The organism is Acinetobacter sp. YH12049, assembly GCF_013419875.1.
GTDB lineage: Bacteria > Pseudomonadota > Gammaproteobacteria > Pseudomonadales > Moraxellaceae > Acinetobacter > Acinetobacter amyesii.
In genome coordinates this window covers 1-24919 of the sequence record NZ_VOZH01000023.1, presented here as the reverse complement: position 1 = coordinate 24919, position 24919 = coordinate 1, and the positions used below count along the sequence as shown (strand labels likewise).

21 protein-coding genes are annotated in these 24919 nt (G+C 40.5%); 10 read left to right on the top strand and 11 right to left on the bottom strand.

The window, feature by feature from the left end; all coding sequences use genetic code 11:
* Positions 1-41: 41 nt before the first annotated feature.
* The 8 genes from bamA to rimO all read right to left on the bottom strand — a co-directional run bounded on the left by bamA (position 42) and on the right by rimO (position 9520).
* On the bottom strand, positions 42-2585 hold the full coding sequence (gene bamA, locus FTU05_RS11300; RefSeq protein WP_180165363.1) for an outer membrane protein assembly factor BamA: 2544 nt from the start codon (positions 2583-2585) through the stop codon (positions 42-44).
* Positions 2586-2625: 40 nt separating this feature from the next.
* Entirely contained in the window at positions 2626-3981 is a 1356-nt protein-coding gene (gene rseP / locus FTU05_RS11295; RefSeq protein ID WP_180021708.1) for an RIP metalloprotease RseP, read from the bottom strand.
* Positions 3982-3984: 3 nt separating this feature from the next.
* Positions 3985-5181, bottom strand: a complete 1197-nt coding sequence (gene ispC, locus FTU05_RS11290; RefSeq protein ID WP_168377611.1) for a 1-deoxy-D-xylulose-5-phosphate reductoisomerase — start codon at positions 5179-5181, stop codon at positions 3985-3987.
* Positions 5182-6006: a CDP-archaeol synthase gene (locus FTU05_RS11285; protein ID WP_180165361.1), complete on the bottom strand. Its 825-nt coding sequence runs from the start codon at positions 6004-6006 to the stop codon at positions 5182-5184.
* Positions 6007-6762, bottom strand: coding sequence for a polyprenyl diphosphate synthase (gene uppS / locus FTU05_RS11280; protein ID WP_078188723.1), 756 nt, complete (start codon positions 6760-6762; stop codon positions 6007-6009). It abuts the gene before it with no gap.
* 6 nt (positions 6763-6768) lie between these two features.
* Positions 6769-7323, bottom strand: coding sequence for a ribosome recycling factor (gene frr, locus FTU05_RS11275; RefSeq protein WP_078188724.1), 555 nt, complete (start codon positions 7321-7323; stop codon positions 6769-6771).
* Between the two features lie 79 nt (positions 7324-7402).
* Positions 7403-8131 carry a UMP kinase gene (gene pyrH / locus FTU05_RS11270; protein ID WP_078193535.1) on the bottom strand — a complete coding sequence of 243 codons (729 nt, stop codon included), beginning with the start codon at positions 8129-8131 and terminating at the stop codon, positions 7403-7405.
* Positions 8132-8176: 45 nt separating this feature from the next.
* Complete coding sequence (gene rimO / locus FTU05_RS11265) at positions 8177-9520, bottom strand: 30S ribosomal protein S12 methylthiotransferase RimO (RefSeq protein ID WP_111883759.1); 1344 nt, start codon at positions 9518-9520, stop codon at positions 8177-8179.
* 352 nt (positions 9521-9872) lie between these two features.
* Here rimO and glnL point away from each other — a divergent pair, with 352 nt between their 5' ends.
* Both glnL and glnG read left to right on the top strand, forming a co-directional pair.
* The gene (glnL, locus tag FTU05_RS11260; protein ID WP_078188727.1) at positions 9873-10979 is read left to right on the top strand and encodes a nitrogen regulation protein NR(II); all 1107 of its coding nucleotides are present in this window, start codon (positions 9873-9875) and stop codon (positions 10977-10979) included.
* On the top strand, positions 10969-12444 hold the full coding sequence (gene glnG / locus FTU05_RS11255; RefSeq protein ID WP_180054438.1) for a nitrogen regulation protein NR(I): 1476 nt from the start codon (positions 10969-10971) through the stop codon (positions 12442-12444). The genes glnL and glnG overlap by 11 nt, the downstream gene beginning before the upstream one ends.
* A gap of 71 nt (positions 12445-12515) precedes the next feature.
* Here the strand turns inward: glnG and FTU05_RS11250 are convergent, their stop codons facing one another.
* The 3 genes from FTU05_RS11250 to mnmG all read right to left on the bottom strand — a co-directional run bounded on the left by FTU05_RS11250 (position 12516) and on the right by mnmG (position 16387).
* Positions 12516-12842, bottom strand: a complete 327-nt coding sequence (locus FTU05_RS11250) for a hypothetical protein (RefSeq protein WP_180165386.1) — start codon at positions 12840-12842, stop codon at positions 12516-12518.
* Between the two features lie 114 nt (positions 12843-12956).
* Positions 12957-14162 (bottom strand): 3-(3-hydroxy-phenyl)propionate transporter MhpT, encoded by a 1206-nt coding sequence (gene mhpT, locus FTU05_RS11245; protein ID WP_180165359.1) that lies wholly within the window; start codon positions 14160-14162, stop codon positions 12957-12959.
* A 344-nt stretch (positions 14163-14506) separates the two neighbouring features.
* On the bottom strand, positions 14507-16387 hold the full coding sequence (mnmG, locus tag FTU05_RS11240; protein WP_180003879.1) for a tRNA uridine-5-carboxymethylaminomethyl(34) synthesis enzyme MnmG: 1881 nt from the start codon (positions 16385-16387) through the stop codon (positions 14507-14509).
* Between the two features lie 253 nt (positions 16388-16640).
* Here mnmG and FTU05_RS11235 point away from each other — a divergent pair, with 253 nt between their 5' ends.
* The 8 genes from FTU05_RS11235 to purD all read left to right on the top strand — a co-directional run bounded on the left by FTU05_RS11235 (position 16641) and on the right by purD (position 24660).
* Positions 16641-16991 (top strand): hypothetical protein, encoded by a 351-nt coding sequence (locus tag FTU05_RS11235; protein ID WP_078188731.1) that lies wholly within the window; start codon positions 16641-16643, stop codon positions 16989-16991.
* Between the two features lie 147 nt (positions 16992-17138).
* Entirely contained in the window at positions 17139-18017 is an 879-nt protein-coding gene (locus FTU05_RS11230) for a bile acid:sodium symporter family protein (RefSeq protein ID WP_078188732.1), read from the top strand.
* A gap of 75 nt (positions 18018-18092) precedes the next feature.
* Positions 18093-18980: a bile acid:sodium symporter family protein gene (locus FTU05_RS11225; protein ID WP_180102152.1), complete on the top strand. Its 888-nt coding sequence runs from the start codon at positions 18093-18095 to the stop codon at positions 18978-18980.
* 126 nt (positions 18981-19106) lie between these two features.
* Positions 19107-20009, top strand: coding sequence for a 50S ribosomal protein L11 methyltransferase (gene prmA / locus FTU05_RS11220; RefSeq protein ID WP_180165357.1), 903 nt, complete (start codon positions 19107-19109; stop codon positions 20007-20009).
* 18 nt (positions 20010-20027) lie between these two features.
* The gene (locus FTU05_RS11215; protein WP_180165355.1) at positions 20028-20912 is read left to right on the top strand and encodes a DUF3426 domain-containing protein; all 885 of its coding nucleotides are present in this window, start codon (positions 20028-20030) and stop codon (positions 20910-20912) included.
* Positions 20913-21304: 392 nt separating this feature from the next.
* A complete protein-coding gene (gene fis / locus FTU05_RS11210; protein ID WP_001086304.1) occupies positions 21305-21574 on the top strand; it encodes a DNA-binding transcriptional regulator Fis in 270 nt (89 codons plus the stop codon).
* Positions 21575-21669: 95 nt separating this feature from the next.
* A complete protein-coding gene (gene purH, locus FTU05_RS11205; RefSeq protein ID WP_180115188.1) occupies positions 21670-23244 on the top strand; it encodes a bifunctional phosphoribosylaminoimidazolecarboxamide formyltransferase/IMP cyclohydrolase in 1575 nt (524 codons plus the stop codon).
* 132 nt (positions 23245-23376) lie between these two features.
* Complete coding sequence (purD, locus tag FTU05_RS11200; protein ID WP_120365368.1) at positions 23377-24660, top strand: phosphoribosylamine--glycine ligase; 1284 nt, start codon at positions 23377-23379, stop codon at positions 24658-24660.
* Positions 24661-24919 lie beyond the last annotated feature (259 nt).

Here is a 24919-nt window from a genome sequence, read left to right as displayed (position 1 = left end):
CTTATCAACCTGTAATTTTGTTATTCCCAGAAGGGTCGTACTTAGAACGTACGACCAATCTCGAATTGAATTTCTTTTGTTTCATCGCCAGCTTTATCATTAAGCGGGAATGCATAACTGAGTGAAATTGGACCAATCATCGTAATCCAAGTAAAGCCTGCACCAACGCTATAACGCATATTGTTCATATCAAAGCCGTAGTTATCTTTACAGTATTGACGGTCTTCACTAGATTTAGGAACGTCACATTGCGTATCAAATACTTGCGCACCTTCAGCAAATAAAACTGGACGGACTTGACGAGCCCAATCGCCTTTAAATGGCACAGGTAAAGCTAATTCAGTACCAAATTGAATTAAAGCATTACCACCCACTTCTTCTGGATCATAGTCAACCTTATTTTGCGCATCATAATACACACCAGGATATTTAGGCCCTAAAGTACTGTTATCATAGCCACGTACCGAACCAAAACCACCTGCATAGAAGTTTTTATAGAACGGCAAATCATTACCATAGCCTAACTTACCGTAACCACGTAATACAAAGTCTTTACCCAGTGGGAAATAGGCTTGTGCATCGTAAGTGATTTTTTGATATTCAACATCACTACCTGGTAATGCAATTTCGGCATTGACGCGGTGTGACATACCCGATGTAGGGAATACCGGGCGATTCAAGGTATTGTATGACCAACCCAAGTTAAGGTTATAAGTTAAGAAATCACCTTTAAACGCACTATCGTATGATTCTTCAGGTACTGCGCAAGTGTTGTGAGTAACAATTTTATTACCTTCACTATCTAGTACAAAATCTCCATTCGCATCAGTTTTGTATACAGGCACAGTTAATTGTGAGTTACCAGACGCATCCGTAGGACAGAATGATGTGGTATCCGTCGCCTTCCCACCATTTGCTAGTAAATAATCACGCACATAAGTAGAAACATATGGGCCTGTAGTTACTTCGGTATTATCAATATTCAAGCCCATACTGATACTTTGGTTTTCATCGATCGGATAACCAAAGTTGATACCACCACCAAAACTGTCAGTGACGTAGTTGTTAACGTTATAGTCGTCATCTAACTTGGTTTTACGGTAGTACATATTATAACCACGACGTACACCATCAATAGTGAAATACGGGTCAGTTACACTGAGGTTGTAGTAATCTTGAGTCTCAGAACGTGACAAATCGATAGAAACTGCATTACCTGTACCCAAGAAGTTGGTTTGACTCAAACCTGCTTGGAAAGTTACACCGCCACTTTGTGAGAAACCAACAGCCAAAGTACTTGTACCTGAATGCTGTTCTTCAACATTCACATTTAAATCAATTTGATCTGGCGTGCCCGGAATACGTGCAGGCTTAACATCAACGGTTTTAAAGAAACCAGTACGTTCTAAACGCACTTTAGACAAATCAATTTTTTCGTTACTTGCTAAGGCGCCTTCCATTTGACGCATTTCACGACGTAGAACTTCATCAGCTGTTTTCGAGTTACCTGTGAAATTAATACGGCGAACAGTGACTTGCTGGCCCGGATTCACATAGTAATTTAAATCAACCAATTTGGTGTCTTTATTGATTTCAGGAACAATGTTCACTTCTGCAAAGTAGTAACCTGCATTACCATATTTACGAAGTAAAAGCTGTTTCACACCATTCACTTTTTCTTGTGAATATAAATCGCCATCTTTATAAAGTTTTAAAGCGTTTAAATCTGTTTGCGTATAAAGCGTATCACCTAAAAAATGGGTTTCACCAAACTTAAATTGTTCACCTTCATCCACCGAAACTTCGATAAAGACGTGTTTTTTATCTTCACTCAAATTCAGACTTGAATTGGTAATGTTAAAGTTGATGTAACCTTTATTGAGATACATCGCACGTAAAGCTTCTAAACTCGCAGCCATCTTTTCACGTGCATAGCGGTCATTTCGAGAAATGATCGAGTTCCAACCACTTTCTTTTAATGCAAAAATTTGTTTAATTTCGCTTTCTTTAAAGACCGTATTACCAATGATATTAATATCAAATACTTTGGCAGATTGACCTTCTTCAAACTCGATTAAGACATTGACACGGTTATTCGGTTGAGCGGTTGTAATCACTTTGACATCAGCATCGTAGCGACCTTGCTGCATGTACTGTTGTTCTAATTCAGTTTCAACCGTTTGCAAAGATGATTTCTTTAAAACTTCACCTTCGGACAGACCCATTTTCTTTAAGCCTTCTTCCAAGGCTTCTTTAGGAATAAGTTTATTGCCTTTTAGCTCAACTTTAGAAATTACTGGGCGTTCAACCACTGTATATACAAGGGTATTACCGACTTGTGAAGACTTCACATCATCAAACAAACCCGACGCAAACATGCTACGAATTGAGTTTGAAATGATTTGATCATTGACACGATCACCAGCGGAGAATGGGATCATTCCGGCTACATTGTCAGGAGTTAAACGCACTAAGCCATCAACACGAATATCTTGTACTACAAAATCATCTGCTGCATATACTTGTTGTGCTACGGCCATAGCACTAACCAGTGCCAATGGCATAAATAAATGTTTGTGCTGCATGCCAGTCTTTTCCGCTGTTAATTTATTTCGTATAACGTTCTTATAAACGCATAATGTCATTGAATAGAGCCAGTAGCATCATGCTACCCAGCAATACCATACCAATTTTTAATCCAACCAATTGTATTTGTTCAGAAACAGGTTTACCACGAATTAATTCAATAAAATAGTAAATTAAATGACCGCCATCGAGCATAGGAATCGGTAGTAAATTTAAAATACCCAAACTTACACTCATCAGTGCCATAAATGAAATGAAGGTTTGCCACCCCATTTCAGCACTTTGTCCAGCCACTTTCGCAATAGTAATCGGACCAGATAAATTATCTAAACCCACCAAACCACGCACCATTTTTACAATAGAATTCAGGATCATACTAGATATCTGACCTGTTTTTTCTACCGCTTTGCCCATCGCCTCTACAGGCGTGTATTGAATGGTTTGTTTGTATTCGGCTGGAATATTGACTTTACCCGGATCACTTTGTACACCTAAAAGCCCTGTGACTTTACCCATTTGGTCACGCTTACCTTGCGGCATCACGTTTAAATGCACAATTTTATTTTGTCGTAAAACATCAATTTTAAGTAACTTTTCTGGAGAAGCTTGTACAACTTGTACAACATCAAACCAGTCTTTCATTTTTACGCCATCAATCGAAACAATTCGATCACCCACTTGCATCCCTTGGCGAATCGCTGCGCCATCTTCACTGAGTTTTGAAACCACTGCAGGAATTTCAGGACGATATGGCGTAAAACCAAGAACATCGAGTGGTGACTGAGTTTGATCGCGTAAAAAACTCTGAATTGGTAAACTGAAGTTTTGAATTTGCCCTGCACGTTCAGCTTGAATTTGAATGTTGCCAGTTTCACCCACACGATCAACCAAGGCATAATTCAAGCGCTCCCAAGTGGATACTTGAGTACCATCTACGGCAGTAATTTTATCACCAGACTGCATTTGCGCAGCCGCTGCTGGTGTATTTGGTAAAATTTTACCTACGCGCGTATTGAGCTGTTCCTGTGCAGGTAAAAATAAAATCCAAAACAACACCACAGCAAAAGCCAAGTTGATGAGTGGCCCTGCAGCAACAATTGCAATACGTTTCCAAGGGTGTTGTCTGTTAAATGCTTTCGGTAAGTCTTCTGCTGCGACATCACCTTCACGCTCATCTAACATTTTGACATAACCACCCAGTGGTAATGCAGACAGTTGATATTGAATACCCGACTTCTTTGACGTCCACTTGAGCAGTGTTGGGCCAAAACCAATCGAATAAACTAAAACCTTTACGCCCAGTTTACGTGCAACGAAATAATGCCCAAATTCATGAATCGCTATCAGCGGTCCAAGTAGCAATATTGCTGCAATAATCATAAACAAGGCATTCATGTCTTAACTTCCTGAATTCAATACTGCTTTTTCAGCAACCATACGTGCCGATTTATCTGCATGCAAAATAACATCAATATTATTTGCAGCTGAGTTTTCAACTTGCCCCAACACATGTTCCACAATTTGAGGGATTTGAGTAAAGCCAATTTTCTCATGCAAAAATGCTGCCACGGCGATTTCATTGGCTGCATTTAAAATCGTTGGAGCTAAGCCACCTGCCTTCATGGCTTGACGTGCTAATTTTAGTGCTGGGAATCGCTGTATATCAGGCTGTTCAAAGTTTAACTGTGAATGAACAAATAAATCTAATGGAGGCACATGTGTTTGAATACGCTTCGGCCATGCTAATGCATGAGCAATAGGCGTACACATATCAGGATTACCCATTTGCGCCAAAGTCGAACCATCTACATATTGAACCATTGAATGAATGATACTCTGTGGATGGACAACAACTGTTACAAATTGTTCTTCAACTGCAAAAAGATGACAGGCTTCGATCAATTCCAAGCCTTTATTCATCAGCGTTGCAGAATCAACAGAAATTTTTTGCCCCATCGACCAATTTGGATGCTTACAGGCTTGTGCAGGCGTCACACTTTGCAATTGTTCTAAACTATGATGCAAAAATGGACCACCAGAAGCGGTAAGTAAAATTTGTTTGACACCTAGCTTTGGCTGACCATGACGCTCACCTTGTAGATAAGTTTCAGGCAAGCATTGGAAAATTGCATTGTGTTCAGAATCGACCGGCAGCAACAAAGCATTATTTTCACGTGCGGTCTGAATCATGATGTCACCCGACATCACCAGCGCTTCTTTATTTGCAAGCAACACGCGTTTACCTGCTTTCGCAGCAGCCAATGTAGGTAGCAACCCTGCCGCACCCACAATAGCTGCCATGACCACATCAACCTGTGGATGTTCTGCTACTGCAATCAATCCTGCTTCATCATGCAGGATTTCAATATCAGTTAATTTTTCAGCTACGAGTAATTGGCGCAGTTCATCCACTTTATTAAATGGAACAACTGCGATTTTCGGTCGATATTGTTTGCATATTTCGACAAGTTCTACAATTCGGCTATGTGCAGTGACTGCAAAAACTGAATACTCTTCGGGGTGCTGTTGCAGAATCTTTAAAGTACTTTGACCAATGGATCCTGTTACACCCAATATACAAACAGATTGTGACATCTATAAATCTACGCCAATTAATTTTAAAACATACATACCTGCTGCAAAGATAGGTGCTGCGGCAAGCAACGAGTCGATACGGTCCAGCACACCACCATGTCCCGGAAGAATACGACCAGAATCTTTGATCCCTGCACGACGCTTGATCATCGATTCAAATAAATCACCAAGTACTGAACTAAATACCGTTATTACTGAAAGTATTAAAAATAAGATATGTTCAGCGATGCTTAAATCTAGATAAATAATTTCAACAACAATGACAATTAGCATTGCAGTGAATAGACCGCCGTATAAACCTTCGATCGATTTATTCGGGCTCACATCTGGTGCAAGTTTTTTCTTACCGAATTTACGCCCCACGAAATATGCACCACTGTCTGCACCCCATACCAAAAGGAACAGATACATGAGCCACCACGGTGAGTTCATCCACACAGAAAAAATAGCAGTTACCGCAGCAGGAACTAAGACTAAACCAATACCACTCAGACTCGCGTTATACCAGTTGTCGTATTCAGGATAAGACTTCACCCAATAGACACTTAAGATCCAAGTAAAGATCGAAGCCGCCCAAAGCAGTAATGCAACATCTGTAAAATGCAATGCTAGTGCTGAAAGAATAGCAGTGACTAGACCATAGCCCCAAGCGAAAGGTTTAATCACATTTTGTATATTCCGCGGCATGAGTTTGAACCACTCATAACCCGCGACAGCTGATGCAATAATCATCAGCACAAGCATTGGGTATTTAGACTCGGTTGCAAACATGCAACTCAGTACAACTGAAACCAGTACCAATGCGGTTATTATCCGCTCTAACATTTATTTATTCTCAAACTGCTCTTGTTGAATCTGCTCTGAGGTCTTACCAAAACGACGTTCACGACCACCAAATACTGCTAGTGCGTCGTCAAATTCTTCAATGGTAAATTCAGGCCATAATGTCTGGGTAAAATAAAGTTCTGCATAAGCAGCTTGCCAAAGCAAGAAGTTCGAGAGACGGAAATCACCACCTGTACGAATTAACAAATCTACCGGAGGTAGATCACTTAAACTGACATATTGACCAAAGACTTCAGCATCCACTGCTTCAAGATCTATTTTGTTAGTTAAAACATCTGCTGCGATTTGTTTTGCAGCCTGTGCCATATCCCACATACCACCGTAACTAATTGCAATAGTTAAAGTCATGCTGTCGAAATTAGCAGTCCTTTGTTCGGCTTGCAACATTAAGTCACGTAAGTTAGGAGATAAACGAGAACGATCACCAATAAAACGTAGGGAAATGTTAAATTTTTCCATGCGTGGCAACTGCTCATGAATGGTTTCTTCGAGAAGAGCCATTAACAAATCAACCTCAAACTGAGGACGATTCCAATTTTCACTCGAAAAAGCAAAAACGGTCAGTGCTTGGATATTTCTTTTACGACAATGTTCAACGATGGGATCTAGGATGTCCTTTCCAGAACGATGCCCTTCACCTTTTTGCATTTGATTCTTTTTTGCAAAACGATTGTTGCCATCCATAATGATGGCAACATGTTTTGGAAGACGGGAAGTTTCTTCAGATGAGGTCATTAAAACTTAGACCTTCATCAATTCAGCTTCTTTTGCAGCCAGACGTTTTTCAACTTCAGCAACGAATTTGTCTGTGATTTTTTGAATGTCATCACCCGCGCGACGCTCATCATCTTCAGAAATTTCTTTTTCTTTTAACAATGCTTTGATATCACCCAAAACATCACGACGGATGTTACGGATCGCAACTTTTGCATTTTCAGCTTCGTTACGTGCAACTTTCTGCATGTCTTTACGTGTTTCTTCTGTTAATGCAGCCATAGGAACACGGATGGCATCAGCAGTAATCGGGTTTAAGCCCAAGTCAGATTCACGAATTGCTTTATCAATTGCAGCAACCATTGAACGTTCAAAAGGCTGAACAAGTAGAGTACGAGAGTCTTCTACACCCACGTTCGCTACTTGGTTTAATGGCACATCAGAGCCATAGTAAGGAACCATAACACCATTTAAAATTGATGGGTGCGCGCGGCCTGTACGAACTTTGGCAAAACCATGCTCTAGAGAATCTAGAGATTTGTTCATACGGTCTTCTGCGTCTTTTTTAAGATCGTTAATCATGTGATCTTCCTTACTTAATTCGAAAAGATGTAAATTCTAAAATAGCTTGTAGTATAAAGAGCTTTAGGGCCCACGTACATTAGTTCGTAACGTGAGTACCCTCTTTTTCACCCATTACCACTGAAAGTAATGAACCTGATTTGTTCATATCAAATACTTGAAGTGGAACGTTGTGGTCACGGCACAAGCAAATCGCTGTCAAATCCATCACACCCAGTTTTTCATCTAAAACTTGGTCAAATGTTAATGCATCGTATTTCACTGCATCTTCATATTTGCTTGGATCTTTGTTGTATACGCCATCAACCTTAGTCGCTTTAAGGATAAGATTGGCTTCAATCTCAATACCGCGTAAGCATGCTGCTGTATCTGTCGTAAAGAATGGGTTACCCGTACCTGCAACAAATACACAAACTTCGCCACGAGTTAAATGACGAATTGCATCACGGCTAGAGTATGATTCAACTACTGCACCAATGGGTAAAGCTGACATTAGACGAGTTTTGATATTACGACGTACCAAAGCATCACGAAGTGCCAAACCGTTCATTACAGTGGCCAACATACCCATTTGATCACCTGTTACACGGCCAACCAAACCATCTTTTTGTAATTGGCTACCACGGTAAAGGTTACCACCACCGACAACGATACCCACTTGAACACCCAAACCAACAAGGTGCGCAATTGCGAGTGACATTTGATCGAGCACTTGTGCATCGATACCCATCTCTTTATTGCCCGCTAAAGCTTCACCTGAAAGCTTAAGCAGGATGCGACCAAAACGTGGTTTTTTAGAATCAAGCATCATCAACTCCGAATTATTTAATTTCAATTATTTTTAATGAATCGTTTAAGCAGACTTAACCGAGATTAGTTTTGCAAATAAGTCATATTCATCTGCATCTGTGATTTCTACTTCAAGTAAATCACCTGCTTTAATCACTGACTTATCGATATCTTCCACAAAAACATTACCATCAATTTCAGGTGCATCTGCATAAGAACGCGCAACAGCAACTGGGAACTCTTCTTCAAGATCATCCACAAGTACTGTCATTTTCTGACCGATACGACTTTGCAATTTCGCAGCAGAGATTTCTTGCTGAACTTGCATGAAACGTTCATAACGCTCTTGTTTGATTTCTTCAGGCACATGATCTGGCAAATCATTTGCAGTCGCGCCTTCAACTGGTGAGTAAGTAAAACAACCCACACGATCAAGCTGCGCTTCTTTTAACCAATCAAGCAACATTTGGAAGTCTTCTTCAGTTTCACCCGGGAAGCCCACAACAAATGTAGAACGAATCACAAGATCAGGACATTTCTCACGCCAAACTTTTAAACGCTCTAGTGTATTTTCACTGTGCGCAGGACGTTTCATGAGTTTCAAAATCTTAGGACTTGCATGTTGGAATGGAATATCCAAATAAGGCAAAATTTTGCCTTGCGCCATTAAGTCAATCACAGCATCCACATGTGGATATGGATATACATAGTGCAGACGCACCCAGATACCCAATTGACCCAATGCTTCACACATGTCATAGAATTTGGTTTTAACGGGCTGACCGTTCCAGAAGTCCAATTTGTATTTGGTGTCTACGCCATAAGCCGATGTATCTTGAGAAATCACAAGGACTTCTTTTACACCTGCTTTTTTCAGCGCTTGAGCTTCAGTCAATACTGAACCTACTGGACGAGAAACTAAATCACCACGCATGCTCGGAATAATGCAGAATGTGCAACGATGGTTACAACCTTCTGAAATCTTCAAATAAGCATAATGTTTTGGTGTTAATCGAATACCTTGTTCAGGTACTAGATCAATAAACGGATTGTGTTTCGGTGGCTCAGGCACGTATTCGTGCACAGCTTCCATCACTTCTTGATATGCCGCAGCACCTGTCACTTTTAAGACATTTGGGTGCATTTGGCGAATTTTGTCTTCGTCTTTACCTAAACAACCAGTCACAATTACGCGACCGTTTGAACTCATCGCTTCGCCAATGGCATCTAGCGACTCTTGTACTGCAGATTCAATAAAACCACAGGTATTTACAACTACTAAATCGGCACCATCATAATCTGATGCTACATCATAACCTTCAGTCTTTAACTGAGTTAAAATTCGTTCGGAATCTACCAATGCCTTAGGACAACCTAAAGAAACAAAACCGACTTTGGGGGATTTCATGAATCTGCGCTCCACTATAATCCGCGTATTGTATGTCTTTTCAAAACATAAAAACAGGTGAAAAGGTCACTCTTTATATCACGCACCAAAATAATGCTATAAATTCATCCATATAATTTCATTTGCACCATTTTAATGCATTTTAGATTTACAGCCTGTTTTTAATCAGCTATACACTTTATTTAAAGTCTTAAATAAGCGCATTTATTCAAATAAGCATCAAAACTTAGCGTATTTCTGAAATAGTTGGCTTATATCTTGCATAACTTGCATCAATTCGAACCTTATTAGATTGAACGATTTGCTTTATGAAGATGCCATTGCGCCATTTTAAGACAGGAACCTCTCGCTAATGGATCAGACTATGACGATTGATTACCGGCTTTTAGTGGATAATTTAACCACTGCCATTTTATTGGTCGATAGCAACCTGAATATTTTTTATTTAAATTCATCTTGTGAAGCGCTTTTTGACATCAGCTTACTCCGTGCATCAGGTCAGCCTGTATTAAATTTACTCCATATGCCCGATGATGAATTCAATACTCATGATGCATTAATGAATACACTAACTTCTGGTCAGCACTATACGCGCCGAGAAGCAACGATTAATGTCAACTTTAAAGACATTCATGTTGATTACACCGTGTCACAGCTCAACTCTGGTAAACCCTACCACCCGTTGCTATTGATTGAGCTGAATCAAATCGACCGAATGTTAAAAATCTCTAAAGAAGAAAACCTGATTCAACAACATCAAGTTGCACGACAACTGATTCGTGGTGTTGCCCATGAAATTAAAAATCCACTCGGTGGTATCCGTGGGGCGACACAGCTTTTAGCACGTAGCTTAAATGATCCGAAGTACAGCGAATTCACCGACATTATTATTAGTGAAGTGGATCGATTAAGAAATCTTGCTGACACCATGCTTGGTTCAAGACAATTACCGAGTTACGAACCAGTCAATGTACATGAACCACTTGAACGTGTTCGTTCACTGATCGTCAACCAAACTAAAAAGAAAATTAAAATCACCCGTGATTACGACCTTTCTTTACCAGATGTACTGGCAGATCGTGATCAATTAATTCAGGTCATGCTGAATATCAGTGTTAATGCTGTTCAGGCGATGACTGAAAATAAAGAGTTCTTTGTTGAGCATCAACCAGAACTGACCTTGCGCACACGTATTCAACGCTTAGTCACCATCAATGGTGTATTAAAACGTTCTGCGGTACGCATTGACATTGAGGACAATGGACCGGGTGTCCCACAAGAAATATTAGAATCCGTATTTTATCCTTTAGTGACAGGACGAGCGAAAGGCACAGGTCTCGGCCTTAGCATTGCACAAAATATTATGCATCAACATAACGGAATGATTGAATGCCAATCAGTTCCTGGAAAAACAGTATTTAGCCTATATTTACCTTGGGAGTCAGATCATGTCGCGTAATAAGATTTGGGTCATCGATGATGATCGCGCCATGCGTTGGGTGCTGGAAAAAACATTCAAAGAAGAAGGTTTTGATGTTACCAGTTTTGAAGAAGCACAATCCGCTTTAGATCAGTTAAGTGTCGATGCGCCAGATGTTATTTTGACAGACATCCGTATGCCGGGTATTGATGGACTGACCTTTTTAGGTAAAGTCAAAGGCAACTACCCTGACTTACCTGTGATCATTATGACTGCACATTCAGATTTAGAATCTGCTGTGTCGAGCTATCAAACGGGTGCTTTTGAATATCTACCAAAACCTTTTGATATTGATGAAGCCTTAGCACTTGTAAACCGTGCAATTTTGCATATTACCAAATTGCAACAACAAGAATCTGCTAAAACCGTTCAACCGATTCAATCTACAGAGATTATTGGTGAATCACCTGCTATGCAGGAAGTCTTCCGTGCCATTGGTCGTCTTTCTCAATCACACATTACTGTATTAATTAATGGTGAATCAGGCACGGGTAAAGAATTGGTTGCGCATGCGTTGCACAAACACTCACCACGTGGTAACAAACCTTTTATTGCGCTCAACATGGCGGCAATTCCAAAAGATTTGATCGAAACTGAATTATTTGGTCATGAAAAAGGCGCGTTCACAGGTGCCAACACACAGCGTCAAGGCCGTTTCGAACAAGCCAATGGCGGAACACTTTTCCTAGATGAAATCGGCGACATGCCATTTGAAACCCAAACACGTTTACTGCGTGTTTTAGCGGATGGTGAATTCTACCGTGTCGGTGGTCACATCCCAGTCAAGGTGGATGTCCGTATCGTTGCAGCAACGCACCAAGACTTAGAAAAGTTAGTACATGAAGGTCGCTTCCGTGAAGACTTGTACCATCGTCTAAACGTCATTCGTATTCATATTCCAAAACTTGCACATCGTAGTGAAGATATTCCGATGCTTGCACAGCACTTCCTAGCAAGTGCAGGTAAAGAACTTGGGGTAAGCCCTAAAATTCTGCGTCCTGAAACGCAAGAATACATGCAAAAACTGCCGTGGCAAGGTAATGTGCGTCAGCTTGAAAATACCTGTCGTTGGTTAACGGTTATGATCACGGGCCGTGAAGTTTATCCAGAAGATTTACCGTCTGAATTAAAACAGATTCCAATCCAAGGCATAGATGGCAACCCTGCTGCTCAAGGGATTGATCGTATTGGTGTGCATCATTGGGATGAATTACTTGGTCAATGGGCCGTACAAAAACTTAAAAATGGTGAGATGAAAATTCTCGACATTGCCACACCAATGTTTGAACGCACCCTCATCAATGCAGCACTACAGCAAACACGTGGGCGTAAGCGCCATGCAGCAGAACTTTTAGGTTGGGGTCGTAATACCTTAACCCGTAAACTTAAAGAACTCGGTATGGACAGTGCCGAAGATGATGTCGAAGAAGAATTAGAAAGTTAATTTTCTGATTAACATTAAAAAAGCCAGTCACTTGACTGGCTTTTTTAATGTTAAGATTTTTTAGCAAAACTTTATGCCGTAAAGCCGACATAGCGTGAATAACCTTCCACCCCTAAATCAGACTTATAAATGAGAAACTCAGGGAAACTTGAGGCGGTAATTTCAGTAAACATATGATACTGATCATCATTGGCATGCAAGTCATCGACTGTATGCTGCATGGTTTGCTCAAATTCATCGGTAATAAACTCAAAACCAATATCCATTGCAATAAACAACACATGCTCACAAGGCTGCACATACTGCTCTTCTGACCAATCAATCACTTGCTGCTGGCAATATGGACACTGAATGTTATCTGAAGGAGAAATATCAAGTTCGATCAATTGATAAGACATAGAAGTAAATTTATTCATAAATATTAGATTTATTCTAACAAAACTTAGTTTCAGCTAAAGATATTTATTCAATAAAAAAGGAGCCGTAGCTCCTTTAAATTTGACTGATTTCGATTATCTCTTAAGGGATGACTTATAGGCAGATAATGCAGCCACCGCGATAGCTGACAAAGCAATACCCGGCGCACTTGCAATTAAAATACCTGTCGTTCCTAGACCTAGCGCCAAAATCTTGCCTGTAAGTAATGGACCTGTCATTGCACCCAAACGTCCCCATGAAATTGCACTTCCCACACCTGTCACTTTCCCAGCTGGTGTATAGAAAATTGGAGAGATCCCATACAAAATCGATTGACCACCTGTAGAGAAAATTCCGCCCATGATGCCTGCAGCAATGAGTACAGGAATGGAATTTGTTGTAAACAGCACAAACAATGCCACAAACAAACCTGAATAGATAATCACTGCCATTTGCCATAATTTTAGGCGATCCAGCAAGTAGCCTAAACCCAGCGTACCAATCACTGCGCCCACTTGGAACATCAACATGATCATAAAAGCTTGTTGCTTTTCCAACCCTTGCCCCATAAGCAAGTTAGGCAACCAACTGATCAGAATATAGTTCACCATTAAGGTAAAGAAGAAACTCAGCCAAAGCGGCAATGTATACTTATAACGCTGTTCAGCAAAAAGGATTTGCCCCATCGGAGGAACCGCTTCTTTGCTTTCTGCCTGAACTTTTTCTGTACGCTTATCTTTTAAAATAATCGCCATGAATGGAATCAAGATTAAAGGCGTTAAACCACCAATTAAAAATAGTGTATGCCATGAGATATCTTTAAAAACAATACCCAAGCCAGCAACAAAGATTGCACCTACGGGTAAGCCACAGTACATCAAACTATTTAAGCGCCCACGGTTAGCATCCGTCGCTTCATCACCCACCACCGAGATCATCGTTGGCATCGCAGCACCCAAACCTAAACCTGTAAAGAATCGTGCGATATATAAAATTTCAATACTTGGTGCAACTGCCGTGATAGACATAAATACACCGAAGATAAAAATCGACAACATCAGGACTTTCTTCTGTCCCAAATAGTCAGCGACACGCCCCCCAAAGAACGCGCCAAATAACATACCAAACACACCTAAGCTAAACACATAGCCCATTTGCACTTGATCTAAGGAAAATGTCGCTGCGATTCCTTTTGCTGCGATACCGGGCGCTTGCAGGTCAAAACCTTCAAAAAATGCTACCCAGAAACACAAAAATACCGTTAGAAATTTTTGCATTTTTCCCGATTGTTGATTTACCATAATCGAACTCCATTCATGTAGCGTAAACCCACTTGTACGCCATGCCCTGAAGTTTCGGCTTTATTGGGTAGAATAAATACCACTACAAAGGTCGGAATTCACACGACCAAAAGCCCACCATTAAGACCTAAAACTTTGTATATCAATAGTTTTTAGATCTTATTTTTTATATTTATAATTAATTATCAATCACTTAAGTTTATGAAAGATTTTAATAATCAAACCATAGCTAAAACTAATGATGATAAAAATATTCATTTAATCCGATCAAATACCAATAGCCAATAATTTTTAAGCAATAAAAAAACCCGCAACTGAGCGGGTTTTTTGTTTAACTCAAAATCTTATGCAGATTTTTTCGCTTGGTTATTCTTACGAATCGTAATCATTACCAATTGAACAGCCGCAGGTGTAACACCCGGAATACGACTTGCTTGTGCCAATGTTTCAGGCAATACATTTTTCAGCTTCATGGTGATTTCACGTGAAAGACCAGAAACGACATCATAATCAAAATCAGCAGGAATACGCGTATCTTCCAAACGCTTCATTTGCGCAACATCTTCTTGCTGACGGTTAATATAACCTGCATATTTCACAGCAATTTCAATTTGCTCACCCACAAATGCCGAAACTTCAGAACCCGTCAATTCAGCAATTTGCGCAAAGTTGATATTTGGACGTTTGAGCAAATCAATTGCATTGGTTTCTTTTGACAGGTCATCGCCAGTCATTTCAACGAATTTTTTGCCTAGTGGATTGTTTGGCGCTGCCCAAAGGTGTTGTAAACGACCTTTTTCAGTTTCAACAGCTTCCATTTTTTGACAGAAAGAATCCCAACGTGCGTCATCCACCAGCCCCATTTCACGGCCAATCGCAGTTAAACGCTGATCCGCATTGTCTTCACGAAGCATCAAACGGTATTCCGCACGTGACGTGAACATACGGTACGGTTCTTTAGTACCGAGAGTAATCAAGTCATCAACCAACACGCCCATGTACGCTTCATCACGTTTTGGTGTCCATTGCTCTTGATCCCATGCACGACGTGCTGCGTTTAAGCCTGCAAGCAAACCTTGCGCTCCCGCTTCTTCATAACCTGTTGTACCGTTAATTTGACCTGCAAAATACAGGTTATTAATCGATTTGGTTTCTAAAGAGAATTTCAATGATTGTGGGTTGAAATAGTCGTACTCAATTGCATAACCCGGACGCAAAATGTGCGCATTTTCCATACCACGAATCGAGCGAACCAATTCAAACTGAACATCGAATGGTAATGAAGTTGAAATACCATTTGGATAAAGCTCATGTGTATCTAGACCTTCAGGTTCCAAGAACACTTGATGCGAATCTTTATCGGCAAATTTATGAATTTTATCTTCAATCGATGGGCAGTAACGTGGACCCACACCTTCAATCACACCAGTATACATTGGTGAACGGTCTAAGCCGCCACGAATGATATCGTGAGTTTTCTCGTTGGTATGTGTGATATAGCAATTGATTTGCTCAGGATGCATCGACGCATCACCCATGAATGACATAGTCGGAGATGGGAAATCCCCCGGCTGTGGCGTCATCACAGAGAAATCAACTGATCGTGCATCGATACGTGGTGGTGTACCAGTTTTTAAACGACCTACAGGTAAGTTCAATTCACGAAGGCGCGCAGCCAATGAAATTGAAGGAGGATCGCCCGCACGACCGCCTGAAGCATTATTTAGACCTACGTGGATCACACCACCTAGGAATGTACCTGTAGTCAATACAACAGTTTTCGCATCAAAGCGAATACCCATTTGGGTGACTACACCTTTAACGGTATCGCCTTCAACAATAAGGTCATCAGCGGCTTGTTGGAAAATATCCAAGTTCGCTTGATTTTCTAAGGTTTCACGAATCGCAGCTTTATAACGAATACGGTCAGCCTGTGCGCGAGTCGCACGAACAGCCGCACCTTTACGTGAGTTTAAAATACGGAATTGAATACCACCTTTGTCAGCAGCCAATGCCATTGCACCGCCAAGCGCATCAATTTCGCGGACTAAATGTGATTTACCAATACCACCGATGGCTGGATTACAGCTCATCTGCCCTAAAGTCTCAATATTATGAGTTAAGAGTAAAGTCTGTCGACCCATACGTGCCGCAGCAAGAGCTGCCTCAGTACCCGCGTGACCGCCGCCGATAACAATGACATCGTAAACTTTAGGATAATGCATAGTGGTAAAGGAGATTAAAAAAGGATGACGGAAGATTATAGCAAAAATTCACCGATAAGTTGACTGATTAACTCGATTTTATTGTTATTGACTACTGTTTTATGCCTATATATTTCTTTATGAACATACATACTTTGCATATTCCATATAAAAATATACATTTCTCAAGCAAATGTTACTCGAAGAGTGTTGTTTTATTCTGATGATTTTTTATTCTGTTATAGATCCCATGAGAATCATAAGGACTATAAGCATGAATAAGAATATTTTGCTATCCACGGTTTTATGCGGTTTATGTTTATCACCACTTGCTGCCTCAGCCAATGATAAAGTTGAGAAAGTGTATGATGCACAGCGATATCAACAAGTCTGTAAAGGTAAAAGCCAAGGCGCTCAAGTATCATTTGCCTATCGCGGTATTATCTGGAATGGTACCTGCGAACCACAATTTTTTAGCTCTTCCAAAAATGCAAATCTTCATGGTGAAGAAGCCGAATTATTAAGCACATGTAGTGCAGATGCAAAAGCCACTACTGCAACGATTAATGGACAAGAAATAAAAGGAAAATGTGCTTTAGGGTTCACTCCTCCTCGTCCTAAATAAACAGTTGTCGATGAAAATATCGACCAATTAACAGATCAAAAATAAAGCGGGTAAAACATCAGTTTTTACTCGCTTTTATTTATTGCTTATTTATTAAACTGAGATAAACTCAAAAACACTATAAGGATAAAAATATCAGGAAATTCCATGGATTCGGGATTATTTGCATTTTTTCTACCCATTGCTTTAGCCATTATGATGATGGGTTTGGGACTTGAACTTTCAGTCAAAGACTTTTTACGCGTTGGACGCTATCCAAAAGTTATTTTCATCGCTTTATTTACTCAGCTTATTCTACTGACCAGCATTGCGTTTTTCCTGTGTAAGTTGCTTGAGTTACCCCCTTTACTCGCGGTCGGGCTCATGTTGCTTGCGGCTTCACCCGGCGGCCCCACTGCTAACCTTTTTAGCTACCTATATAAAGGTGATGTTGCATTAAATATTAGCTTAACGGCCATTAACTCAGTTGTTTCGTGCTTTACACTGCCTTTTATTGTCAACCTTTCTATTTTGCATTTTGTTGGTGAAAGTACCAGTATTGGCATGCCTATCGATAAGATCACCCATGTATTTTTGATTATTTTGATACCGGTATGTTTCGGTATGTTTATTCGCAACTCCTTTCCGACCATTGCGTATCACATCAACAAACCGATGCGAATGTTGTCTATTTTCTTATTAATTCTTATCTTTACACTCGCAGTTTTGCGTGAACAATCCAACATCATTACGTATTTTGCCAGCGTCGGCATTGCGACCTGTTTACTCTGTTTCAGTGGCTTATTTTTGGGTTACTTAATTCCATTCCTCGCGGGTGTGCCGGAAAAGCAGGCACGTGCGTGTACCTTTGAGATTGGCATTCATAACACCAGTATCGCCCTAACCATCGCACTGAGTGTGCTTGAAAACACCACAGTGGCGATACCTGCCGGTGTTTATTCTATTTTTATGTATTTATTGGCGACCTTATTTGGTTTTATTTTGACGCGCCGTGGCAGTCACTTGATTCAACAAGTGAAAACCTAAACTATTTTTTCTAACGCAATCACCATAAGGACTTTGGTGAAAAACCATTAAATATGCTCAAGGAGAATAAATACGATGGATTCTGGAATTATTACGGTTCTTTTGCCATTAGCACTGGCCTTTATTATGATCGGGCTTGGGCTAGAACTTACCCCCAAAGATTTCGCACGTGTCACCAAGCACCCTAAAGCCGTGTTGATCGCATTATTTTGCCAGCTCGTGTTGCTTGTCGGTATCGCCTTTCTACTATGTAAACTGCTAGCATTACCACCACTGCTTGCTGTCGGCTTGATGCTACTTGCAGCCTCACCTGGTGGTAGTACAGCGAACTTATTTAGCTATCTATTTAAAGGTGACTTGGCTTTAAATATTACCCTGACCGCCATCAACTCAGTCATTGCAGCATTAACCCTTCCATTGATCGTGAATTTTTCGATCATGCACTTCATGCAAGAAGGGCAACAAATCAGTCTGCAGTTTGGAAAAATCCTCCAAGTTTTCGGCATCATTATCATCCCAGTCTGTATAGGTATGCTGCTTCGTCACTATTCACCTAAACTAACTGAGAAACTGCATAAACCACTCCGTATCTTTGCTGTGGTCTTTCTCATCTTAATAATTATTGGTGCTATTTACTCTGAACGACATAATATTGCGGCTTATCTAACCCAAGTTGGCTTGGCAACGGTTCTATTCTGCATCTTCAGCTTATGTATCGGTTATTTTGTTCCGCGACTTTTCGGCATCAATAGTGCTCAGGCACGTGCATGTGCATTTGAAATCGGGATTCATAACAGCACGTTGGCCATGACCATCGCCTTAACAGTGATGGCCAGCTCTGCAGTTGCAATGCCTGCGGCAGTATATTCAATCTTTATGTACATCTTTGCCGCTGTATTTGGCTTCCTAATTACACGTTTTGCACCAATCTCGACAACGACAACCGAAACAATTAAAAGTTAAGGCACTGAAAAGTTAAAAGGATGCCACGTGCATCCTTTTATTTTTTGTCAATTTTGATAATCGCTAGCTGCAAGTTGCCGAGTTCCGTTACAATAGCTTTTTATAAAACTCATTTAGGTTATGTCCGTGAAGTGGTTACAAATTCATATTACTGTTGAAAAAGCTCAAGTTGATTACACTGAAACGCTGCTCAGTTCTTTAGGTGCAGTCAGTGTCACGCTAGATGATGCAGAAAATCAGGATTTACTTGAACCACTTCCAGGTGAAACACCACTTTGGAATAAAGTGATCGTAACTGGTATATATGCACAAGAAGATGATGAAGAAATTGATGTTGCAGCATTAGAAACATTTATTAAAGCGCAACTTCCTGATGCGCCAATGCGTAGCGAATTCATTGAAGACCAAGAATGGGAACGCACATGGATGGATGCTTACGAGCCTATCCAAATTGGTGAAAAATACTGGATCGTACCAGAATGGATGGAAGCGCCAGAAGCAGACGCCGTAAACATCAAACTAGACCCAGGTCTTGCTTTTGGTACTGGTAACCACGCATCAACATTCTTATGCCTACAATGGTTAGGTAAAGTTGATCTTAAAGATAAAATCGTAATCGACTACGGTTGTGGTTCTGGTATTTTAGGTGTTGCCGCTTTACTTTTGGGTGCAAAAAAAGTTTATGCCACTGATATTGACCCACAAGCCGTTTTAGCAACACAACAAAATGCCGAATTGAATGGTGTACTGGAAAATTTGTATGTAGGCCTACCTGAAGAGTTCAACCAAGAACTCGCTGGACAAAAAGCCGATGTGTTTGTTGCTAATATTCTTGCAGGCCCTTTAATGGCCTTGGCTGCAGAATTCTCAACTTTAATTAAATCTGAGGGCGAGTTCGCACTTGCAGGTGTAATTGAAGAGCAAGTTTCTGATGTTTCTAGTGTTTATTCTGATTTTTTTGATATATTAGACGTAGAAAAACGTGACGAAACATGGTGCCGAATTTCGGGTAAACGCCAACAGTATTAAAATTTAAAATGTGTACTTATGAGCGACAAATTAACTAACTGCCCTACTTGTTTTACAACATATAAAGTAACTGTTCCGCAGCTTACTGTCGCTCAGGGCATGGTTTGTTGCCCAAAGTGCTCTACATCTTTTAATGCACTGTCTCATTTGGTGGTAGATAAAGCATTGTCTTTTTCTACCCCTGAGCCAGAAAATGCACCGCAAAAAAAAACCAATACCATTATTAATGTTAGCGAATTTAATAATACGCTTACACCAGTGACTGTTGAAGAAACACCAACCCACCATTTATTAAAACTATTTGATCAAAAAGTCGAAAACTCTAATATCGATCTAAAAACTTATTTAAATAACTTAAATTATTTCAGCACCGAACCGATCGGCAACCTGCCTGCTGTAAATTGGGCAGAACAGGCTGAAAAAGATAAAAAACGTACACCACTGAATTATTTTATGTGGTTCTGTATTAATGCTTTCTTATTTGGTGCACTTATATTCCAGTTTTTCTGGTTCAATCCTCAATATTTAAAAAATAGTCCAGTGATGGGTGCTGCATTTACTGCGGTCTGTGATGTATTCAATTGTTCACGTCTCGAAGAACATTACAGTTTAATTAGTACCAAAAAAGTCAAAATTCGTAGCATTGGAAATAATGAAACACGTTTTACAGGTGAAATGATCAATTTTCATGACCGTAGCCTTGCCTTACCCAATATGAAAATTTCACTAAAAGAAAATGGTACTGAAATAGCAAACTATACGCTTTTACCTGAAGAGTATTTGGACAAAAGTCTGCATGGCATCCAACGGATCCCAAAAAGTAGTCCTTTTAAATTCCAATTTAGTCTACCAATTGCACGCAAAAGCTTCGATAATTATTCAATTGAGTTGATTCGCCCCTAATATTGGAAAAAACTATTAAAAAAGTAAAAAAAACATAAAAAAAATGCAGTTTTCTTGCTCACTTTTTCCTAGACAATGGTATGATACGCGCCACGAAAGCTTTGTGCTGCAAACTCCTCGCTAATTTTTCACAACAAATACAATCCCAACCGTGCGCTTTAATATTTATTGCGTATTGAGTAGATTTTTTGTTTGTTTTTTAGGCTGTAACAATTATTAATCTATTGTTACGCTTATTTTTCGAACAATTTTGCGAGTTGTGTCAAGCTACAAGTAATGTACAAGTTTTAGAACTCCGCATTAGGAACTAAAACGGAGTTCATTCAAGTTTATAGACCACTTTTAACAAATCACTTTACCCAAGTGATATTTGATTTTTCGGATTAATTCGCATGAATAGCAAATCTCCTATTTTTACTGCACAATCTGATGTCGCTCTTCGTATTCACGTAGATCGCGCAGTTCGCCATTACTTTGCACAATTGCAAGGCGAGCAACCATCTCAGGTATACGATATGGTGCTGGCGGAAATGGAGAAGCCTCTTCTATCTGTAGTTCTTGAATATACACGTGGTAATCAAACCCGCGCTGCTGAGATTCTCGGCTTAAACCGTGGTACTTTACGTAAAAAGTTGAAAGCTCACGGTTTAATGAGTGAATAAATGATAAAATGCTTGCGGCTTCCGCAGGCATTTTTTTTGACCTGCATTTTGCTAATTTTGTTTTAATCTGTTCCTTGAAAACTGTGACGAAGATCATGACTATTAAACGCGCTTTAATCTCTGTGTCTGACAAGACTGGAATTGTTGAATTTGCACAAGAACTTGCTGCTCTAGGGGTAGAAATTTTATCTACTGGCGGAACATACAAATTGTTGAAAGACAATAATGTTGCCGTAGTTGAAGTTTCAGAGCACACAGGTTTCCCAGAGATGATGGACGGCCGTGTAAAAACGCTACATCCGAAAATTCATGGTGGTATCTTAGCTCGTCGCGGTCTAGACGAAGCTGTGATGGCTGAACACAACATCGATGCAATCGATCTTGTAGTTGTTAACCTTTATCCGTTTGCTGCAACTGTGGCTAAACCGAACTGCTCACTTGCTGATGCGATTGAAAACATCGACATCGGTGGTCCGACTATGGTTCGTGCTGCTGCGAAAAACCATGCATCGGTTGGTATCGTGGTAAATGCTGCTGATTATGCAACTGTCGTTGCTGAGCTTAAAGCTGAAGGCGCATTATCACATGCAACTCGTTTTGACCTTGCAGTTAAAGCATTTGAACATACTGCACAGTATGACGGCATGATTGCATCTTACTTAGGCGCTCGCGTAGGTAAGGAAGAAGGTCAAGCAGATAAATTTGCGCGTACTTTCAATACTCAATTGAACAAAGTTCAAGACTTACGTTACGGTGAAAACCCGCATCAATCTGCTGCTTTCTATGTAGAAGACACAGCAACTGAAGCATCTGTTTCTACTGCGAAACAACTTCAAGGTAAAGAATTATCTTATAACAACATCGCAGACACTGACGCAGCACTTGAATGTGTAAAATCATTTGCTAAGCCTGCATGTGTCATCGTAAAACACGCGAACCCATGTGGTGTTGCAGTTTCTCTAGACGGCATCAAAGCGGCTTATGACCTTGCTTATGCAACTGACCCTGAATCTGCATTCGGCGGCATCATTGCATTTAACCGCGAATTAGATGTTGCAACTGCGCAAGCCATTGTTGACCGTCAATTTGTTGAAGTGATCATTGCTCCAAGCGTTGCTGAAGGCGTGCTTGAAGTGACTGGCGCGAAGAAAAACGTACGTGTACTCGTATGCGGCGAGCTTCCTGCAATTACTGAACGTAAAGCTCAGTTAGATTACAAACGTGTGAATGGCGGTTTGTTGGTTCAAGACCAAGACTTAGGCATGATCACGAAAGATGACCTTAAAGTTGTGACTAAACGTGCGCCAACTGAAGCAGAAATTGATGACTTGATCTTTGCTTGGAAAGTTGCGAAATACGTTAAGTCTAACGCTATTGTTTATGCGAAAGGCCGTCAAACCATTGGTGTTGGCGCAGGTCAAATGAGCCGCGTAAACTCTGCTCGTATTGCTGCAATTAAAGCTGAACATGCTGGTTTAGTGGTTGAAGGTGCGGTAATGGCGTCTGATGCATTCTTCCCATTCCGTGATGGCATTGATAACGCTGCGAAAGCGGGTATCAAATGCATTATCCAACCGGGTGGTTCTATGCGTGATGAAGAAACGATTGCTGCTGCTGATGAAGCTGGTATTGCAATGGTCTTCACTGGCATGCGTCACTTCCGTCACTAAGTTGGCGACTTGATCATGACAATTAAGCACAGTTTTTTGCTTAATACACTAGATTTATAATCTTGCATAAAGTCCTCTCCTGCTTTCAGGTTGAGGACTTTATGTCATTTTCGATTCATGGAGTATGAACCGATGAATATTTTAGTTTTGGGTAATGGCGGTCGTGAACATGCATTGGCATGGAAAATCGCGCAAGATGACAAAGTCGCAAAAGTATTTGTAGCACCAGGTAATGCGGGTTCTGCAACTGAAAATAAATGCGAAAATGTTGCACTTAACATTTTAGACAATGCTGCAATTATCGACTTTGCAAAAAACAATGCCGTTGATTTAATCGTAGTTGGCCCTGAAGCACCACTAGTCAATGGTGTGGTGGATGCTTGCCGTGAAGCAGGTGTAAAAATTTGGGGTCCAACTCAATTTGCAGCGCAGCTTGAAGGCTCTAAAGCATTTGCTAAGCATTTCTTAAAACGTCACAACATTCCAACTGCTTTCTATGATGTATTTACAGAAGTAGATGCGGCTAAAGCATTTGTAGAAAAAAATGGTGCGCCGATTGTAATCAAGGCTGACGGTCTTGCAGCAGGTAAAGGCGTAATCGTTGCGATGACCAATCAAGAAGCATTTGATGCGATTGATGACATGCTGGCTGGCAACAAATTTGGCGATGCTGGCTCACGTGTAGTGATCGAAGAATTCTTGGCAGGTGAAGAAGCATCTTTCATTTGTATGATTGATGGCGACAACATTTTGCCAATGGCGACTTCGCAAGATCACAAACGTATTTTTGAAGGTGACCAAGGTCCAAATACGGGCGGTATGGGGGCTTACTCACCTGCGCCTGTAGTAACGGCTGATGTATTTGAAAAAACTATGAATGAAGTGATGCGTCCTACCGTTGAAGGTATGAAAAAAGACGGGCACGTTTATACAGGTTTCTTATACGCAGGCTTGATGATTGATGAACAAGGTCAACCGAAAGTGATCGAGTTCAACTGCCGTTTTGGCGACCCTGAAACTCAACCAATTATGATGCGTTTAAAATCATCTTTAGTTGACCTTGTTGAAGCTGGTATTGCAGGTAACTTACCTGCGGAAGCTGAATGGGATGAGCGTAAGACTGTAGGTATCGTACTTGCATCTAAGGGCTACCCTGAAACGTCTAGTAATGGTGATGTAATTTCAGGTTTAGACACTGAAATGGCTGATGCGAAAGTGTTCCATGCTGGTACTAAAGCACTTGAAAATGGTGACATTGTGACTGCTGGCGGTCGTGTGCTTTGCGTGACTGCACTTGGTAATACAATTGGTGAAGCACAAGCTAAAGCTTTAGAGCTTTGCCAAAAAGTGACTTTTGATGGTGTTCAATACCGTAAAGATATTGGCTACCGTGCAATTGCACGTGAAAATGCTTAATCATTCATTTGATTAAATAAAAACCCCGCTGTGTGCGGGGTTTTTTTTATTTAATTAAAAGTTATTTCTACAAAATCTTGATAACGTATAAGATACTTTGCATTACAGTAAGCGTCCGCTGAACACACCTTATGAATTCATCCTATAAGCCTTAATTTAGTCCCCACTTAGAAACAAGTGGGGACTTAAATTTATGACTACAAATCATCAGACATCCATCGCATCTCTTGCGAAAAAACGAAGAACATACAGTGCTGAA